The following is an 18,472-nucleotide window of genomic DNA, read 5'->3' as shown; positions in this document are numbered from 1 at the left end:
CCCTGCCGGTCCGCGTCCCCTACGTTCACGTCCATGACGGGAAACCACGGCACCCGATCCCTCACCCGACGCCGCGAGGACGAGGCGCTGGCGCAGGCCGCGGTGGACGCGCTGACCGGGCAACTGGCGCTGGTCCCCAAGCCCGGGCTGCCCGATCCGCGTGATCTCGCCGCCCGCGCCACCCGCCGGGACCACCGTCTGCTGCGCTGGTCGGCCAAGGCGCTGGCCCCCGGGCTCACGGCGATGGCGGCGGCCGCCCGCCGCACCGGTGGGCCCACCTCGCAGCTGCGCGCCGAACTGGGCGCGATAGGGCGGTGCACCGAGCACTCGGTGGGCCTGGCCGGCGGCGGTCACCGGGGCGCGCTGTGGGCGCTCGGCCTGCTGGTCGCGGCGGCCGCGCTCGACCCCGGCGCGGGAGCCCGCGAGGTGGCGGGGACCGCCAAACGGATCGCCGCGCACAGGGACCGTGGTGCCCCGCGGCGGCCGTCGCGGGGTTCGGCGGTGTCGGCGAAGTACGGCGCGGCCGGCGCCCGTGGCGAGGCGAAGGCCGGGTTCCCGCACGTACGGCGGGCGTTGGACGCGCTCGATGCCGCGCGCACGGCCGGTGCCGACGAGGAACAGGCGCGGCTCGACGCCCTGTTGACGGTGATGTCCACCCTTCAGGACACCGAACTGCTGCACACCGCGGGTCCGCTGGGCCTGCGGCACGTCCAGGCCGGCGCCCGTGAGGTCCTGGCGGCGGGCGGTACGGCGACACGGGCGGGCCGGGACGCCCTGGCCGCCCTCGACACCGACCTGCACGCGCGCGGGTGGAGCCCGCGGGGCAGCGCCGGGCTGCTGGCGGGGGCCCTGTTCCTGGACGCGCTGCCGGTCGGCCCGCGCGGCTGAGACCGCGGCCCGGCAGTCGTCCACGGGCCCGCCCGGGCACGCGGGACCCGTGTCTCCGGGCACGCGAACGGCCGGGCACGCGAACGGCCGGGCACCGCAGCGGTGCCCGGCCGTTCGTCGCCGTGGGTCAGCCCTTGAGCGAGGCCATCCAGGACTCGACCTCGTCGGAGCGGCGCGGCAGGCCGGCCGACAGGTTCCGGTTGCCGTCCTCGGTGACCAGGATGTCGTCCTCGATGCGCACGCCGATGCCGCGGTACTCCTCGGGCACCGTCAGGTCGTCGGCCTGGAAGTACAGACCGGGCTCGACGGTGAGGACCATGCCGGACTCCAGCGTGCCGTCCACGTACGACTCGACCCGGGCGGCCGCGCAGTCGTGGACGTCCATGCCGAGCATGTGGCCGGTGCCGTGCAGCGTCCAGCGGCGCTGGAGACCGAGTTCGAGCACCCGCTCGACCGGGCCCTCGATGAGACCCCACTCGACGAGCTTCTCGGTCAGCACGCGCTGGGCTGCGTCGTGGAAGTCGCGGTACTTGGCGCCGGGCCGGACCGCCTCGATACCGGCCTCCTGGGCCTCGTACACGGCGTCGTAGATCTTCTTCTGGATCTCGCTGAAGCGGCCGTTGACCGGCAGCGTGCGCGTGACGTCGGCGGTGTAGAGCGTGTGCGTCTCCACGCCCGCGTCCAGCAGGAGCAGGTCGCCGGAGCGGACCGGGCCGTCGTTGCGCACCCAGTGCAGGGTGCAGGCGTGCGGGCCGGCGGCGGCGATGGTGCCGTAGCCGACGTCGTTGCCCTCCACGCGGGCGCGCAGGAAGAAGGTGCCCTCGATGTAGCGCTCGCTGGTCGCCTCGGCCTTGTCGAGGACCTTCACGACGTCCTCGAAGCCGCGCACGGTCGAGTCGACGGCCTTCTGCAGCTCGCCGACCTCGAAGGCGTCCTTGACCAGGCGGGCCTCGGAGAGGAAGACGCGCAGCTCCTCGTCGCGCTCGGCGGTGACCTTGTCGGTCAGGGCCGCCTCGACGCCGGAGTCGTGGCCGCGCACCACGCGCACCGGGCCGGTGGCCTCGCGCAGCTTCTCGGTCAGCTCGCGCACGTCGGCGGCGGGGATGCCGTACAGCGCCTCGGACTCGGTGAGGGAGTGCCGGCGGCCGACCCACAGCTCGCCCTGCCCGGAGAGCCAGAACTCGCCGTTCTCACGGTCGGAGCGGGGCAGGAGGTAGATCGTCTCCTGGTGGCCGTCCGCGGTCGGCTCCAGGACCAGGACGCCGTCCTCGGTCTGGTTGCCGGTCAGGTACGCGTACTCGGTCGACGCCCGGAAGGCGTACTCGGTGTCGTTCGAGCGGGTCTTCAGATTGCCCGCGGGAACGACCAGGCGCTCGCCGGGGAAACGCGCGGACAGCGCGGCGCGGCGGGCGGCGGTCTCGGCGGCCTGCGCGATCGGCTCCAGGCCGCGCAGCTCCGTGTCGGCCCAGCCGGACTTCATGCTCTCGGCCAGCTCGTCGGACACGCCCGGGTACAGGCCGTTCTTGCGCTGCTTGATCGGCTCTTCCGACTCAGTCTCCGGGGTCTCCGGGGTGAGCTCGTCGGCCACGGTCATCCTCCTTGATACGGCACTGGACCGTGTCCATCGTACGGTCGTACGCCCAGGAGCCCAGGGCCGAAGGACCTTCGTCCTCGCCCGGCGACCCGTGTCCGGGCCCGGGAGAGCCGCACCGGGCGCCGGGGAGCGGCCGCCGGAGGGATCCGCCGCGGGGCGTCACTCGAAGCGGGCCGCCAGCAGCACCACGTCCTCCGCGCCGTCCGCCGCGTCCAGTCCGTCCGGCAGCACGGTGCGCAGCACATGCTCCACGATCTTGTCCGGGTCGGTCCGCAGCGCCCTGGGGACGCTCGCCGCCGCCGCGTGCAGCCGGGTGAAGGCCCGGTCCCCGCAGTCGCCGGTACGGTGCAGCAGCCCGTCGGTGTAGAGCAGGACCGTCTCTCCCGGTTCCGTCTCGAACTCCACGCTGGGCGCCTCCCAGCAGGCGAGCATCCCGAGCGGCGCCGACACGGAGGTCTCCACGAACTCCGTGCGCCCGTCGCCGACCAGCAGCGGCGGGCAGTGTCCGGCGCCGGCCAGGGTGACCTTGCGCAGGGCGGGTTCGCAGTAGGCGAACAGGGCGGTGGCGGAGCGGGCGGGCTCGGTGAGCCGCAGCAGCAGCTCCAGGTCGGACAGGACGGCGACGGGATCCTCGCCCTCCATCACCGCGTACGCCCGCAGGGAGGCGCGCAGCCGGCCCATCGCGGCGACGGCGCTCGGCCCGGACCCGCTGACGGAACCGACCGCCAGGCCCAGCGCGGCGTCGGGCAGCGGCAGCGTGTCGTACCAGTCGCCGCCGCCGCGCGGCCCGGTGCGGTGCCGGACGGCGAGCCGGACCCCGCAGACCCGGGGCAGTCGTGAGGGCAGCAGTTCCTCGGACATGGTCGCCATGCACGCGCGCGTGCGCTCCACCTCGACCAGTCGCGCGAGGTGTTCGGTGGCGTAGCGGATGTACAGACCGACCAGGTGGCGTCGGCGCTCGCCCGGTTCGGCGGGCTCGTCGTAGAGCCACACGGCGGCGCCGAGGCGGCCCGCGGCCTCGGTGGACAGGGGCAGCGCGTAGCTGGCGGCGTAGCCGAGACGGGCGGCCACCTCGCGGTGGCGGGGGTCGAGCCCGTCCTCGGCGAACAGGTCGGGGCGTACGATCTCGCCCGCGCCGCCGGGCAGTCCGGCGTCGGTGTCCAGAAGCGTGCCCTGGGGCAGGGCGCTGCGCGGCACGGTCTCGATGTGGCCGAGATCGGCGCGGCCGAGACCCAGACCGACGGTGGTGTCGGGGCCGGACCCGTCGTCGGGTTCCAGGACGACGAGTCCGCGCCGGGCGCCGACCAGGGCGGAGCCGGCCCGCAGCAGCTCCTGGAGCGCGTCGGACAGGGTGTCCGTGCGGATCAGGCGTTCGGTGAGTTCGTGCAGCGTCGTGAGGTCCGAGACCCAGCCGGCGAGCCGGTCCTGGAGCACGGTGCCGGGCGGTGTGCGGCAGGCGATGTCGGGAGGGACGAGCGAGCTGTCAGGTGCGGCAGGCGCGGGCGCGACAGTGTGTGCGGGTGCGGGAACCGTTGAATCGATTCCAGCCACTTTCGGAGGGTGAGGGGCGTTCATGTTGTCCGGCTTTCCGACCGGTGCGTATTGCTCAAAAGCATCGCAAACCCCCATGTCATTCTGCGCCGCTAGCAGTGTCTCCACATGTACACGCACTCGTGAGGAGATGTCCAGCATTGTCCTGCTGGGATTCCTGGTGTCCGAGAGGTTTCCGGGAACTTTTCACGAGTCCCTCCTCCAGCCCTTGCGAGAAAGCAAAGTTGGCCTAAAACTGACTCGGGTAACGGGCGATTGCGGTCGACTGGCCTTGCTCGACGGAGCGTCACAGCGGTCGTGATGGGTACGTACTCGGTAAGGGCCAGGGGCGGTTGGAGACCACCCGGAACCTGGTGACCGACCCGGGCGTCATAGCCACCGACGACCTAACCCCATCCTCCCGTGGCGGAGGCGGAGAGAAGTACGCGGAACGGCAAACGCCAGACTTCGCCACCCCCACGCCACGCCCCATGCTTTTGTCAGACGCAGTGTGGACGGAACGGCCGCGGACGCAGCCAACGTTCGGCCCGGCGGGGTTCCCCTTGTCTCGCACAGGGGTGTGATGCGCCAACAGGTACGCACAGTGAAGTGATCGACACATGGTGTGATGTGGTCCTCGGTGTTGCCAGGCGTGCAACGGAAAGGAACGAGCGCTCATGCGCGAGATCCTCGGAAGGCGACGCAGGCTCCTGTCCCAGCGCAATGACGGGGGGCCTGAGTTGATCAGCGCGGCCCTGAGTTTCGCGGCGGAATGGCAGTGGCCGGTGCTCCCGGGAGTGGCGGCGGATCCGCAGGGGCGCGCCCGCTGCGGCTGCCCGGACCCGGAGTGCACGGTGCCCGGTGCGCATCCGTTCGACCCCGGCCTCCTCGCGGCCACCACCGACGCGCGCATGGTGCGCTGGTGGTGGACCAACCGGCCGACGGCACCGATCATCCTCGCCACCGGCGGCCGGGCGCCCTGCGCGGTCAGCCTGCCCGCCCTCGCGGCCGCGCACGCGCTCGCCGCGCTCGACCGCAAGGGGATGCGCCTCGGTCCGGTGGTGGCCTCGCCCACCCGTTGGGCGCTGCTGGTGCGGCCCTACTCGATGGAGCAGCTGGGCGAACTGCTGTACGCCCAGGACTTCGTCCCCGGCTCCCTCCGCTTCCACGGCGAGGGCGGCTATCTCGCCCTGCCGCCGTCGGAGACCGGACCGGGTGCCATCCGCTGGGAGCGTGCGCCGCTGCCCGGCTCCGCGGCACCGTGGGTGCCCGACGTCGAGGCCGTGGTGGACGCGGTCGTCGAGGCCCTCACTCGTACGGGTGTGAGCGCGCCCGAGTTGTAGGGGTGTAGGGCGTGCGCCGTGCGGGGCGCATGCCGGGGGTCGTTATCTTCCGGTTCATGAACGTTCGTCTTCTCGCCCTCGCGGGCGTCGTGGCAGGCGCGGTGGCGCTGCCACTGGCCATGGCGTCCGCGGGGCAGGTGGGCGTCTCGGGTGCTTTCGGGAGGCCGGGGGCGATGGACTCGACGGAGTCCACGGACTCCGCGGACTCGGGCGGGTCGGCCGAGTCCGCCGGGCCGGCCGGCTCCACGGGGGACGGGAAGGCGCCGTCGCCGGATCCCGGCCGTTCTCCGCTGCTGCTCGGCCTGGGCCTGGCCACCGCCGCCCACTGCGGCCCCGAACTCACCTCGCCGGACGGCATCGAGGCGCAGACCTGTGTCATGACACAGGGCGAGGACACCTGGGCGCGTACCTACTACCGCAACGCGACCGGCGGCGATCTGGACGCCGCGCTGAGCCTCATGGGGCCCGGCGGGCGCGCGGTGCAGATCGGCTGCGCGGTGGGCGCGGAGGACGAGCCGGGGATCTGCGAGACGCCCCGCGAGCCCACCCGGGACGTGTCGGACGCCTATACGGCGGTGGCGGAATTCGCGGGCCCGTCCGGGCGCGGTCCGCTGCTGCTGCGCTCCGGGAGCAGTACGGAGGGTTCCGCCGGGACTGCCGGCGGGAGCGCCACGAAGAGTGGTCCCGGGCCGGACGCGGGCGGGAACTCGGGCTTCCGTCGGGCCGGTTGAGCGGCCTGAGCGGTACGTCGGCGTGCGCGGCCCGCAGGCGCGGGGCGCACCGGTCGGCGCCGGGCGTGGAAAGACCCGGTTGCTGGCGACGGGGGATGCACCAGCAACCGGGCTACTGGAACGGTAACAAGAGATCTGCCCCACGCAAATTCGATCTCCTGTTTCCCTTGGCTATTCGGACACCGTCCGGCAGTCCATGACAGGGCTATTCGGACACCGACTGGCTTTTGCCCGGCGGGAGTTGTGGCTGGAGTCACGCCAGCCGGACGATTCCCCGGGCTGACCGACCGGTCAGCCCGGGGGGACACGGCACCGATACGTCAGCTGAGCGTCACCTGTCGGTTGGTGAGCCCGCCGCGCGCGCGACGCTCGTCGGGGGTGAGCGGGGCGTCCGAGGCCAGGGCCGCGGCGAGACGCTCGGCGAACTCGGCCGCCGGCTTCTCGATCTCGTCCGCGCCGACACCGCTCGGCAGGTCCCAGACCGGCACGGTCAGGCCGTGCGCGCGGAAGGACCCCACCAGACGGGTGCCCTCGCCGAGGCTGGAGCGGCCCGCGGCGTGCAGTCGCGCCAGAGCGTCCAGAAGGTGCTCCTCGGCGTGCGGCATGACCCACCGCAGATGGTTCTTCTCCGGGGTCTCGCACCAGTAGGCGGAGTCCACGCCGGTCAGCTTCACGGTCGGGATGGCCGCGTCGTTGGCCCGCTCCAGGGAGGCGGTCACCTCGGGGGAGGCGTTCTCCGCGTCCGGGACCCAGAACTCGAAGCCCTCGTGCACAACTGGCTCGAAGGCGCCTTCGGGGTCGAGGAGGTCCTGGAGGCGGGGACCGTCCGCCGGGGCGCGGCGGCCCTGGACCGGGGTGCCGGGCTGGACCTCCAGCGCGCGCAGCAGCGTGTCGGCGAGGTCGCGGCTGATGTCACCCGACGGCGTGTCGTTCTGCAGACCGAGCAGCACCGAACCGTCCTCGCGGCGCAGTGCGGGCCAGGCCATCGGCAGGACCGTGGCCAGGGTGACCGAGGGGACGCCCTCGGGCAGGCCGTCCTTGAGGGTCAGCTCGACCGTGGCCGCGGGCACCAGTTCGCGCAGCGCGACCCAGTCGCACTCGCCGGCGATCCCCTCGAAGGGGCGGTGCACCAGCTCGGCCGCGGCCTGGGCGGCGGCCCGGCCGTGGCACGCCTTGTAGCGGCGGCCGCTGCCGCAGGGGCAGGGTTCGCGGGCGCCGACGACCGGGATCTCCGCATCACTGGGCTGCGGCCGCCTGGCCGTCGTCTGGGGTCGCTTCTTGGCCATCGTGGGTGTCTCCCGGTTACGGCTCGTCTGTACGGGCGGGAGCCTAGCCGCTCGTACGAGAACCCACGGGACCTGTGGACGACGCGGGCAGCGGTGTCCCGCCACGGCCGACCCGTACGGCGGGCACCGGTACCCCACGGGGCGGCCGCCCGGGGCTCAGCCCAGGTCGTCGAACGCGTCCGCGAAGGAGAGGTCGCGCATCGCCGGCACGGTCGGCGCCGTGACCCGGGCGCCGAGACCGGCCTGTCCGTACCCGGCGTCGGGATCGTGGACGTCGTCGTGGACGACGACCCACACCGTGACCTCGCCCCGGGCGTCGTCCCGGACGCCCCAGTCGTCGGCCAGCGCCGTGATGATGTTCAGCCCGCGGCCGCCGTGCGCGGTGACCGAGGGGGTGGCCGGGGCCGGGCGGGTCGGCCCGCCGCCGTCCGTCACCTCGACGATCAGCCGGCCGCTCTGGTCGACGCGCCACGCGGCCCGGACGTCGCCGTCCCCGGCGAGTGCGTCCCCCAAGGGCCTGCCGTGCTTGCACGCATTGCTCAAAAGTTCGGAAAGGATCAGTACGGCATCGTCGATGACCGATTCCGCCACGCCGCCGTTGCGCAACTGATCGCGCATCCGATGTCTTGCGGCCCCTACGCCCGCAGGGCCATGGGGTACGGCCATGCTCGACGACGTGGGCACCTCCTGTGCCACCACCAACGCCACCCCCGAGACCTCCTTCGCCCCACGCCACGGTGTGGATGCCCCATCGGCCTGTACCGGAAACCGGCTGATCCACGTGTCGTGACGCACTCGAGGCGATCGAACACGGAGCGAACGCGCCGGAGCACTTCCGACAGGGAGTGGCTGGATTTCGTCGGTATGGCCGAGATCGGAGGATGCTTCACCGAAACGCCTGGGTCAAGGGTTGTTTCATGGGACAGCCGAGTCAGCGACCCAATTGTTGGAGAACCGCGCGCGGCCGGTTGGTGATGATGGCGTCGACGCCCAGGCCGACGCAGAGATCGACGTCCTCGGGCTCGTTCACGGTCCACACGTGAACCTGGTGGCCGGCGCCCTTCAGGCGCTCGATGTATCCCGGGTTGCTGCGCACGATCCGGATCGAGGGACCGGCGATCCGGACGCCGGCCGGCAGCCGTCCGTCGCGCAGCCGCGGCGAGACGAACTGCATGAGGGACACCGTGGGAAGTGTCGGCGAGGCGGCCCGTACACGGTGCAGCGAGCGCGCCGAGAAGCTCATGACGCGCACGGCCGACTCCTCGGGCGAGGACGGGGTGTCCAGGCCGAACCGTCTCAGGAGCAGCAGCAGCCGGTCCTCGACCTGCCCGGCCCAGCGGGTGGGGTGCTTGGTCTCGATGGCCAGCTCCACCCGGCGTCCCGAGTCGGCGACGAGTCCGAGCAGCCGCTCCAGGGTGAGGACGGAGGTGTCCTCGGGGTCCTCGGGGCGGACCTCCCAGTCGGGCTCCTCGTCGCGCAGGTGCCACAGGTCCCGCTTCTTCCAGGAGCCGAAGTCCAGCGCCGCGAGCTCGGCGAGCTCCAGGGCGGACACCGCCCCGCGGCCGTTGGACGTACGGTTGACGCGGCGGTCGTGCACACAGACGAGATGGCCGTCGGCGGTCAGCCGGACATCGCACTCGAGGGCGTCCGCGCCGTCCTCGATCGCCTTCCTGTACGCGGCAAGGGTGTGCTCGGGAGCATCCTCGGAGGCTCCGCGATGGGCGACGACTTGAATGTGGTGCTGCCGTGCTTGGGTCACCGCGTCATGGTGTCACCGGCGCGGGGCGGGCGTCGGGCCGGAGGCATCCGAAAAAGTGTCCCGCCTCATAGCAGAATGTCGCATATAAAGGATGGTCCTGTTCCCACAGCCACCGCTTATGGTGCTCTGACGGCCCGTGGGAAAAGCTGTCCGCATACACATGCACATGCACAGCCGCAGCGCGCCGGGTCGACGACAAGCGCGACCGAGCGCGACCGAGCGCGACCGAGAACAACAGCCGTGGATCGAGGAGAAGAGCTGTGAGCACCGAGAACGAGGGCACCGAGGTTCCCCAGGCCCCGTCAGCACCTCCTGTGCCGGTGGAATCTCCCGTGGCTTCCCCGCAGGCCACCACGCCCGACAGCGCGCCCACGACTCCGGTCCCGCCGGTGGCGTCGGCCGCCCCGGGAACGCCGGAGCACGCCGGGCACGCGCCCGCGTACGCCTCGGCCGGCTCGTACGACGGAGTCCAGAACAACGGAGTCCAGAACGCCGGCTCCGCGCCCGAGGGCGGCTGGCCGCCCCCGCCGCCGGTCACGCCCGCGTACGCCGACGGCGGCGGTGCGGGATCCGGCTGGGGTGCCTCGTACCAGCCGCCCGCGCCCAAGCCCGGCGGCGGTCGCGGCGGTCTCGTCGCGGCGGTCCTGGTGGCCGCGCTGGTCGCTGGCGGCCTCGGCGGCGGGCTCGGCTACACGCTGGCGAAGAACGACGACAACAGCGGCTCCACGACCGTCTCCGCCTCCACCAGCGGCGGCGCGGTCAAGCGCGACCCGGGCACCATCGCGGCGGTGGCCTCCAAGGCGCTGCCGAGCACCGTCACCATCGAGGCCGAGTCCACCAACGGCGAGGGCGGCACCGGTACCGGCTTCGTGTTCGACACCCAGGGCCACATCGTCACCAACAACCACGTCGTCGCGGACGCGGTCGACGGCGGCAAGCTCACGGCCACCTTCCCCGACGGCAAGAAGTACAACGCCGAGGTGGTCGGTCACGCGCAGGGTTACGACGTGGCGGTCGTCAAGCTCAAGAACGCCCCCTCGGACCTGAAGCCGCTGACCCTCGGCAACTCCGACGACGTGGCGGTCGGCGACTCCACCATCGCCATCGGCGCCCCCTTCGGCCTGTCCAACACGGTGACGACGGGCATCATCAGCGCCAAGAACCGCCCGGTGGCCTCCAGCGACGGCACCGGCAGCCAGGCGTCCTACATGAGCGCCCTCCAGACGGACGCCTCGATCAACCCGGGCAACTCCGGCGGTCCGCTGCTCGACGCCCAGGGCAACGTCATCGGCATCAACTCCGCGATCCAGTCCACCGGCAGCGGCGGCCTGGGCGGCACCAGCCAGTCCGGCTCGATCGGCCTCGGCTTCGCCATCCCGATCAACCAGGCCAAGTACGTCGCCCAGCAGCTGATCAAGACCGGGAAGCCGGTCTACGCGAAGATCGGCGCCTCCGTCTCCCTCCAGGACTCGGCGAACGGCGCGAAGATCACCGACACGGGCGCCGGCGGTGCCTCCTCCGTCGAGTCCGGCGGCCCCGCCGACAAGGCGGGCCTGAAGTCGGGCGACGTCATCACCAAGCTCGACGACCACGTGATCGACAGCGGTCCCACCCTGATCGGCGAGATCTGGACCCACAAGCCGGGCGACCAGGTGACGATCACCTACGAGCGCGACGGCAAGACCCACACCACCGAGGTCACCCTGGGATCCCGTACCGGCGACAGCTGACCGCGCCGGGGCGACTCGCGCGCGCGTGCCAACCCGTTACTCTTGTCCCCGCGTCGCCGGTGAACGGCGACGCGGGGAGGTGTGCCCGAGCGGCCGAAGGGAACGGTCTTGAAAACCGTCGTGGCAGCGATGTCACCGTGGGTTCAAATCCCACCACCTCCGCGCAACTAGAAGCGTTGCGGACCAGAAGGGGTGCCTCTCGACGAGAGGCACCCCTTCTGCATGTCCCGGTCCCGCCCCGTGCTCCGCCGGCCTGATCTGCCATGTCCGCGACATGACTGGGATGGGTCGACACCGGGGCTGGAGGGCGGCGTTGGTCGAGCACTCCGGCACCACCTGGCAGGCGTCCGTCCGCAACCCGGCCGCCGGCGCCGTCGCCCGGCGCCCCGAGGTGACCGACTCCGCCGGTGACCGCTCGGTGGAGACGGCGTACCGGGCGTACGCCATCGGCTGAGAGGCGTACGCCCGGACGCGGGCAGCCGTTCTACCGGTCGGTGGCCGGGTCGGTGGCCGGGTCGGGACCGGGAAGGGCCTGCTCGGCCCAGATGGTCTTGCCGCGGGCGGTGGGACGCACGCCCCAGCGGGTGGTGAGCTGGGAGGTCAGGAACAGACCCCGGCCGCCCTCGTCGTCGTCCTCGGCGTGGCGCAGTTGCGGGCTGGTGCTGCTGTCGTCCGTGATCTCACAGGTGAGGGCGTCGTCGGTGCGGACCAGGCGCACCTGGAAGGGGCCTTCGGCGTGCCGGACGGCGTTGGTGGCCAGTTCGCTGGCGATCAGTGTGGTGGTGTCCTGGAGGTCGGGGAGGTTCCAGGCGGCGAGTTGACGGGCGACGGCGGTGCGGACGTCGCCGATGGCGGCGGCGTCGTGGGGCCAGGTCCAGGTGGCGGCGCGGTCGGGGCCCAGGACGCGGGTGCGGACGAGGACCAGGGCGGCGTCGGAGTCCGGTGTCCGTGGGGCCAGGGTGGCGAAGACGGCGTCGCAGAGTTCCTGGAGGGGCAGGTCGGGAGCGATGGCCAGGGCATCGCGCAGCCACTGCGGGTCCGGCTCGGGGCGTCGGGGTTCGCCGGTGGGCGGCGGGGCGGTGTTGTACAGGGCGAACACGGTGCCCTCGGGCAGGCCGAGGTCGAGGGTCCGGAACCGGGGGATGCCGTGGCCCAGGGCGGGGCCGACGGGCAGGGCGGCGACGGTGGTGGTGCCGTCGGGGAACGCGAGGACGGGTGGCGGGTGTCCGGCGCTGCTCAGGACGCAGTGCCCGGACGCGGGGTCGTAGACGGCGTACAGACAGGTGGTGAGTCCTGGCCGGGAGGCGCCGGTGTCGGTACCTGCGGCGGCGGCCTGCGCGGAGGGGCGGTCGTCCTGGAGGCGGGTGACAAGGGCGTGCAGGCGTTCCAGGACCTCGTCGGGGGGCAGGTCCAGGGCGGCGAGCGCGCTCAGTGCCGCCCTGAGCTCGGACATGGCGGCCGCCGCGTGCAGGCCCTGGTCGGCGGTGTTTCCGGCGGTCAGGGCGATCCGGCCGCCGGAGAGGGGGATGAGGTCGAACCAGTCGTCGCCGCGGTCGGTGTTCGGGTGGCTGCGGGCGGTCTCCGCGGCCAGGTGCGCTCCCAGGTGCAGCGGGCGCACGGTGAGCTGGAGCAGCCGGGCGGCGGAGAGTTCACGGGTGTACAGGCGGGCGTTGTCGAGATGGACCGCGCTGCGGGCGCCGAGTTCGGTGGCCAGCGCCAGGTCCTGCGTGTCGAACGGCCTCCGATTGGCGGCGCGCCAGAAGGAGACCACGCCCAGGACGGTGCCCCGGGCGACCAGCGGCACCACGATCGCCGAGTGCACGCCCGTGTCCTTCAGCCCCTCCTGCCGCGCCATGGGCAGCAGCAGCCACCCCGGGTCCTGCCGCAGTTCGGGCACCAGCCGGGGCCGCAGATCCGCCAGGCATTGGATGTAGGGGCTCCCGGCGGCGAACACGCTGAACCGCCCCACTCCGCTCCAGCCGCCTTCGCGCGCGCTCGGCTTCCCCTCGTAGGCGACCCGGCGCATCGGCAGGTCGACGTCCACCGGCCCCGGGGCGGGGGTCTGACCGCGCAGTACCGCGTCCAGTACGTCGACGATCGTCACGTCCGCGAAGTCCGGTACGGCCAGACGGGCCAGTTCGGCGGCGGTGTGCTCGATGTCCAGGGTGGTGCCCAGCGAGGCGTTGGCCCGCCGCATCATCTCCAGATGCCGTCGGGTCCGGTACTGCTCGGTGACGTCGGTCATGGAGACCGCCGCCCCCAGCACCCGGCCGTCCTCGGCGGTCAGCCGGTAGGCGGAGACCTGCACCAGTTTTTCCGGGCAGGAGGCGACGGGCGGGTGCCACCGCAGCCGGACGCCGAGTGCCGGATCGCCGCTGTCCAGCACCCCTCGTAGCAGCGGCTCCATCTCCTCGGCGGCGAACCCCACGGTCACGTCGGAGACGGGCCGGCCCGCCCAGGGCCCCGGGGGGAAGCCCGGGTACCTCGCGGCCGCCTCGCTCACCGCCACCACCCGGGTCTCCGGGTCGAGCAGCAGGAGTCCCGCCATGGACTGGGTGAACCAGGCCCGCAGTACCGCCGACTCCATCACGTCCTCCTTCCCCACCGCCTCTTCCTATTTGTCCATGATTGAGCATGTCTGTTCATGTGCCTCGCCGGAGGCGGGCGGCCCGTCAGTCGATATGAGGCGGCGGTGGGAACGCGCCGCACCCCGGGGTGCGGACGGGTCAGGACCGCGGAGGGTCGGGAGGCCGTGCGGGCGTGGTCCGGGCGACGAGCATGGTGACGTCGTCGTCGGGGGCGGGCGAGATGGCGGACAGCAGGGCGGGGCACAGGTCGACGGGATCGAGCCCGGAGTGCCGGCCGAGCTCGCCCCGCAGCCTCTCCAGCCCTTCGTCGATGGACCGGTCCCGGGTCTCCACCAGGCCGTCGGTGTAGAGGGTGAGAAGGCTGCCGGGCGGCAGGGAGAGCGTGGTGGTGACGAAGTCGACGCCACCGGTGCCCAGGGGAGCGCCGGCCGGGAGATCGACGAAGCGGGCGGTGCCGTCGGGCAGGAGCAGGGCGGGCGGGGGATGGCCCGCCCGGGACAGCCGGCAGACACCGGCCGCCGGATCGACCACGGCGTACAGACAGGTGGCCAGCATCGGCTCGTCCATGTCGTCCAGGACCGCCTCCAGATGCCGCAGCACCTGGTCCGGGGGAAGGTCGAGCCGGGCGAGGGTGTGCGTGGCGCCGGACAGCCGCCCCATGACCGCCGCCGCCGCGATGCCGTGCCCCATCACGTCCCCGACGACCAGGGCCGCCTTGCCCGCGGGCAGGGCGATCACGTCGTACCAGTCGCCACCGACCTCGTGGGCGTCGTCTCCCGCCGGCCGGTATGCGTGCGCGATCTGCAGACCGGGCAGGTCACGGGCGCGCTGCGGCAGCAGACTGCGCTGAAGCGTCAGCGACGCGGCCTGTTCACGGCCGAACAGCAGGGCGTTGTCGAGGGCCGCCGCGGCCCGGGCCGCGAGGTCGCGGGCGAAGGTCACGTCCTCGCCGGCGAAGGGCCGGGCGGTGGTGCGGCGCAGGAACGCCGCCACGCCCAGCGCTGTGCCGCCCACCAGCAGGGGGACCAGGATCACCGAGTGCACGCCGCGCCCGAACAACTGCTGGGGGGCCTGCGTGTACTGGATCTCGGGGACTTTCACCACGGTGTCCAGGCGCGGAATCAGATAGGGGCGGCCCTCGGAGAGGCACCGCTGGTAGACCGCCTCCGCGGGCTGCCGCACCGTCTCGCCCAGTGGCACCAGTACGTCACCCAGCGAGGAGAAGTCGCCGGCCAGCCCCACCCGGCGCAGCACCCGCGGACCGGATCGGTCGGCGGTCCGGCCGGGTTCCCCGTCACCGAGCCTGGTCTGCAGCACGTCGACGAGCGCCAGGTCCGCGAAGCCCGCCACCGCGACGTCGGCCAGTTGCTGCGCGGTGCGCCGCACATCCAGGCTGGTGCCGAGCCGCGTGATCGCGTCGTTGAGCAGGGCGAGCCGGGTACGGCCCGCCGCGGACCCCAGGTAGTCCTGTTCGTGTGCGGTGATGTCGATGACGACCGAGGCGACTCCCAAGGGACGCCCCCGCGCGTCCTCCAGCCGGAAGTAGGACTCCGACCACACCCGGTCGTGATCGGGGTTGCCCCCGGTACGGCCGATGCTGCGGAAGTCCAGCAGGGGTTCGCCGGTCTCCAGCACCCTGCGCAGGGCCCTGTCCATCTGCTCGACGTTCAGCCCCGGGACCACTTCCGCCACGCTGCGGTCCAGGTGGCGGTGCTCGGGCAGACCGTCCATCGCCGCCAGGACCGGGTTGACCCGCCGGAACCGCAGTTCGGTGTCGAGAACCGCCAGACCGATCGGCGCCTGGCCGAAGAAGGTGTCCAGGACGGTGAAGTCCCCGCGGGTCTGCCGCAGTTCCCGTGAATCCGACAGCAGCGCGCGCACCCCCGTCCGGCCTTCCGGGGTCCGCGTCGCCGCCAGCCACGCCTCGACCTCCAGCAGATGTCCGTCACGGTGACGGGCGCTCAACACCCCGGTCACCGCACGTCCATCCGACGCCGCCTGCCGCAGCGCCTCGGCCCAGGCTTCCTCCTTCGTCGGGGCCAGCAGCTCGGCCGCGCGGCGCCCCAGTGCCTCCTGCTCCTCGTGGCCCAGCAACATGGAGGCCGCGGGCCCCCATTCGACGATCCGCCCGGTGTGGTCCGTCCCGAAGGCCGCGACCTCGCGCACGCCGGACCACCGGTCGGCCCTTTGCCAGGGTTCCGGGGCGCCTGCCCGCTCCTCTGCCCGCTCGCCCATCAGCCGTGACCCCTCGCAAGTTGTCGGCCGAGTCTGTTCGGATGATTCGGCGACGCAGCGCTGGTCCGATCCTTGCCCCGCTGTCCGGCGGGGGCGAGCGGAGGAGGGCCGGGCGGGTGCCCGACCGGGTGTTCTGGCCGGTGTTTGCGCAGGCTGCGACTGGTTTGCCCACCTTGTGAAATGGCCTTTCAGGCCTACCTCTTGCGAAGTCGATCACAACATGATCACGAAGACTTCATAATTTCTTCACTTCTGACACACTCACGTTTCACCGACTGACCCTGCGGCGTGGCGCGCTGATTACCTCGCGCAGCCAGCGTCCGGAGAAGAAGCGTTCGGGGGGCCGCAACGCGCGTCAGTGACGGCACACAGACGACAGCACGAAGAAAAGACCACTACATGCGTATACGCAGCATCCTCATCAGCGGCGTCGCGGCTTCGGCGGCGGTTGCTCTCGGCGCGACCTCGGCGTACGCGGCCAGCTTCGACGCGGCCACGGGCAAGGGCTTCGCCAGCAAGGGCGAGGTCCAGGATGCCCTCAACGGTTCCAAGAACTTCGAGGCCGCCCTCGCGGCTGGCCTCAACTTCACGGCCACGCGGGCCGCGTCCGTGCAGGAAACGCAGGACGCGACCCGTCCGGGCACGCTGACCATCTCGCAGAGCGGCATCCAGCGCGAGACCCAGGCGGGCACCGAGACGGCCACGCAGACGGTGACGCAGACCCTGTCCTGCAACGTCACCACCGGCAACAAGACGAAGTACCTTGCCGGCAAGCGCACGGCGGTCCGTACCGGCACCCAGAACGTCACGGGCACCCGCTCCTTCGCGGTGGACCGGAGCGTCGAGCTGGACGGTACGCAGAGCGGAAGCCGTACTCGCGTCAACACGGGTTCTGTCTCCGGCACCCTCAGCTTCACCCCGGACGTGAAGTCGAACGGCACGCTCAACGGCTTCAACCTCGCCGATGCCGCCTGGGGGTCGTACGCGGAGTCCGAGACCGGTGTGTGGTCTTCCGTGGACTGGCGCGAGGACTCGTGGGACTTCCCCACGTCGTACAAGTTCTCCGACTGGCAGGCCACTGACGCCCAGGTGGGCGACATGAGCTGGACGTCCGTCGATGACACCTTCGTGTCTGCTGAGTCCGGCACCGACGGCTTGGTGTGGAGCGCTTGGACCCTGCTTGATGGCAGTGCCGGTGTCCCGGACAGCTGCCTGAAGGCTGACCCGAAGAAGGACAAGGTCGAGGGCCTCAAGAACCTTTCCGCCTATGGCGCGGCCACCTCGGTCGCGGGCACCGTGGTCCCGCTCGAGACCCCCGCCATCGACGTCGAGATTCTTGGTACCGACCCCGGCACCCCCGTGCCCGGCGACGACGACACCATCGTGCCCGGCGGGATCGGCCACGGCGAGCCGTCCGTCGCAGGCCCGGTCAAGCTGTTCGTCAACGGCAAGGCTCTCTGAGTAACCCGTAGCGCACCACCCCAGCAGCCCCCGGCGACACCCAGTCGCCGGGGGCTGCTGCCGTAGGCCTCCAGCCGAGAACTGCCCTTACAACGCAGGGCGATGGGAGGTCAGCCGGGCCGCCGAGGCGATCGTCGCTCGCGCCTCCCGTTCGGTCAGGCCGGTGGCCGTCGCCGCGTCGACCAGGGCGGCGGCGAGGCCGGGGCCGATGCCGCTCTCGTAGGCGCGGCAAGCCGCCCAGAACAGGCGGGTGTTGCGCTGGCCCTGGTGCGCGGCGAGGACGAACTGGACCAGGCCCTGGCCGTGGCGGTCGCCGGCGGCGGACGTCGTGGGGTGGTGGGCGCGGGGCGGTGGGAGCAGCAGGCGCAGCAGCGCGGGCGGGCAGGCGGCCGGGGCGAGGTGGGCGCAGCCCGGGGCGATGCCGTAGACGCCGTGGGCGGTGCGGGAACCCGGGCCGACCAGGTAGCCGCCGGCGCCGCGGATGTCGATGCCGGGGGCGAGGCGGCCGGCGGAGTTGGGGACGACGGCGTGCGGCGGCCCGGTCAGCCAGAGGTGGCGGCCGCCGCTGGGGGTCAGGACGACGACGGTGGCGGGGATCGTGAACAGATGGCGCCGGGCCAGTTCGCCCAGGGCCGCGGGGGCGTCCGTGCCGGACTTGGTGTCCAGGTCGACGCCGACCAGGTGGTGCGGGGGCAGGCCGCAGGCGATGCCGTAGCCGGTCGTCCAGGGGGCGGCGGCGAACATCGCGCGGATGCGTGCCGGGTCGGTCGAGGCGTCGTACACGCCGTGACCGAAGCGGCCGCACTCGCCGTGGCAGGGCGGGACCGCCGGGTCGAGGCGGTGGGGGGATCGCAGGGCCGGGAGCTTCGTCCGGGACAAGGGTAGGACGGCCAGGCCGCGTTCGGCGGCCGACAGGGCGTGTGCGAGGGCCAGCGTCGTGGCCTGCCGGTGGGTGGTGGCCATGCATCCATGCTCGTACTCATGTTCGAAAAAAGAAAGAGGGGGAGAGGTCCGACGCGCCGAGGTCGGGAGAAAAGGCTGGAAATGTGCCGGAACGCTTCACCCCTTGCGCCGCTTGAGTGTGGGATGCCGGTAACGCCCTGAGCTGGGATGTCGAGGCGCGGAAAGCGACGAAAGGGGTTTATCGACTTGTCCTCACGCTTGAGGGCGAATCGCGTCTTCCGGGCTGGTTCGGCGGGGATCCGATGGGCAACCCTGGTCTCGCGACGTCGTGCACCACGCCGAGGCGGTCGGCCAACTGCCTGGTGAGAAGCCTTGTTTCACACATTCCCGGGCCTCGGTCCGGACGTGTAACCAGTTCTGGAGG

General features: G+C 72.2%; 14 protein-coding genes and 1 tRNA gene. 7 read left to right on the top strand and 8 right to left on the bottom strand.

What is annotated here, in order from left to right; genetic code table 11:
* The first annotated feature begins 33 nt into the window (after positions 1 to 33).
* Entirely contained in the window at positions 34 to 888 is an 855-nt protein-coding gene (locus ACZ60B_RS03065; RefSeq protein ID WP_469383697.1) for a triphosphoribosyl-dephospho-CoA synthase, read from the top strand.
* 127 nt (positions 889 to 1,015) lie between these two features.
* Here ACZ60B_RS03065 and ACZ60B_RS03060 read toward each other — a convergent pair whose 3' ends face one another.
* Positions 1,016 to 2,482 (bottom strand): aminopeptidase P family protein, encoded by a 1,467-nt coding sequence (locus ACZ60B_RS03060; protein ID WP_469383695.1) that lies wholly within the window; start codon positions 2,480 to 2,482, stop codon positions 1,016 to 1,018.
* A 159-nt stretch (positions 2,483 to 2,641) separates the two neighbouring features.
* Positions 2,642 to 4,174 (bottom strand): PP2C family protein-serine/threonine phosphatase, encoded by a 1,533-nt coding sequence (locus ACZ60B_RS03055; RefSeq protein ID WP_469383694.1) that lies wholly within the window; start codon positions 4,172 to 4,174, stop codon positions 2,642 to 2,644.
* Positions 4,175 to 4,689: 515 nt separating this feature from the next.
* Between ACZ60B_RS03055 and ACZ60B_RS03050 the strand changes: the two genes are divergently transcribed.
* Complete coding sequence (locus ACZ60B_RS03050) at positions 4,690 to 5,355, top strand: bifunctional DNA primase/polymerase (protein ID WP_469383692.1); 666 nt, start codon at positions 4,690 to 4,692, stop codon at positions 5,353 to 5,355.
* A 56-nt stretch (positions 5,356 to 5,411) separates the two neighbouring features.
* Positions 5,412 to 6,086 (top strand): hypothetical protein, encoded by a 675-nt coding sequence (locus ACZ60B_RS03045; protein ID WP_469383690.1) that lies wholly within the window; start codon positions 5,412 to 5,414, stop codon positions 6,084 to 6,086.
* 320 nt (positions 6,087 to 6,406) lie between these two features.
* Here the strand turns inward: ACZ60B_RS03045 and ACZ60B_RS03040 are convergent, their stop codons facing one another.
* The 3 genes from ACZ60B_RS03040 to ACZ60B_RS03030 form a co-directional block, all read right to left on the bottom strand.
* The gene (locus ACZ60B_RS03040) at positions 6,407 to 7,372 is read right to left on the bottom strand and encodes a DUF5926 family protein (RefSeq protein WP_469383688.1); all 966 of its coding nucleotides are present in this window, start codon (positions 7,370 to 7,372) and stop codon (positions 6,407 to 6,409) included.
* Positions 7,373 to 7,528: 156 nt separating this feature from the next.
* Positions 7,529 to 8,167 carry an ATP-binding protein gene (locus tag ACZ60B_RS03035; protein WP_469383687.1) on the bottom strand — a complete coding sequence of 213 codons (639 nt, stop codon included), beginning with the start codon at positions 8,165 to 8,167 and terminating at the stop codon, positions 7,529 to 7,531.
* 136 nt (positions 8,168 to 8,303) lie between these two features.
* Positions 8,304 to 9,131 carry a glycerophosphodiester phosphodiesterase family protein gene (locus ACZ60B_RS03030; RefSeq protein WP_469383685.1) on the bottom strand — a complete coding sequence of 276 codons (828 nt, stop codon included), beginning with the start codon at positions 9,129 to 9,131 and terminating at the stop codon, positions 8,304 to 8,306.
* 260 nt (positions 9,132 to 9,391) lie between these two features.
* Here ACZ60B_RS03030 and ACZ60B_RS03025 point away from each other — a divergent pair, with 260 nt between their 5' ends.
* From ACZ60B_RS03025 to ACZ60B_RS03015, 3 genes are all read left to right on the top strand, one after another.
* Entirely contained in the window at positions 9,392 to 10,861 is a 1,470-nt protein-coding gene (locus ACZ60B_RS03025; RefSeq protein WP_469383684.1) for a S1C family serine protease, read from the top strand.
* A 75-nt stretch (positions 10,862 to 10,936) separates the two neighbouring features.
* Positions 10,937 to 11,023, top strand: a tRNA-Ser gene (locus tag ACZ60B_RS03020).
* Positions 11,024 to 11,174: 151 nt separating this feature from the next.
* Positions 11,175 to 11,315 (top strand): hypothetical protein, encoded by a 141-nt coding sequence (locus ACZ60B_RS03015; RefSeq protein ID WP_469383683.1) that lies wholly within the window; start codon positions 11,175 to 11,177, stop codon positions 11,313 to 11,315.
* A 30-nt stretch (positions 11,316 to 11,345) separates the two neighbouring features.
* Here the strand turns inward: ACZ60B_RS03015 and ACZ60B_RS03010 are convergent, their stop codons facing one another.
* Both ACZ60B_RS03010 and ACZ60B_RS03005 read right to left on the bottom strand, forming a co-directional pair.
* On the bottom strand, positions 11,346 to 13,466 hold the full coding sequence (locus ACZ60B_RS03010) for a SpoIIE family protein phosphatase (RefSeq protein ID WP_469383681.1): 2,121 nt from the start codon (positions 13,464 to 13,466) through the stop codon (positions 11,346 to 11,348).
* A 121-nt stretch (positions 13,467 to 13,587) separates the two neighbouring features.
* A complete protein-coding gene (locus tag ACZ60B_RS03005) occupies positions 13,588 to 15,684 on the bottom strand; it encodes a SpoIIE family protein phosphatase (RefSeq protein ID WP_469383679.1) in 2,097 nt (698 codons plus the stop codon).
* Positions 15,685 to 16,083: 399 nt separating this feature from the next.
* On the opposite strand from ACZ60B_RS03005, the gene ACZ60B_RS03000 reads away from it, so the two are divergent.
* Entirely contained in the window at positions 16,084 to 17,145 is a 1,062-nt protein-coding gene (locus tag ACZ60B_RS03000; RefSeq protein ID WP_469383678.1) for a hypothetical protein, read from the top strand.
* An 87-nt stretch (positions 17,146 to 17,232) separates the two neighbouring features.
* On the opposite strand, the gene ACZ60B_RS02995 is transcribed toward ACZ60B_RS03000, so the two are convergent.
* Positions 17,233 to 18,108 (bottom strand): bifunctional DNA primase/polymerase, encoded by an 876-nt coding sequence (locus ACZ60B_RS02995; RefSeq protein WP_469383677.1) that lies wholly within the window; start codon positions 18,106 to 18,108, stop codon positions 17,233 to 17,235.
* Positions 18,109 to 18,472: the final 364 nt, after the last annotated feature.

The sequence above is a fragment of the Streptomyces sp. NPDC104096 genome (genome assembly GCF_055584385.1).
Note: the sequence above shows the minus strand (reverse complement) of the source record. Positions and strands in the feature narration are given on the sequence as shown.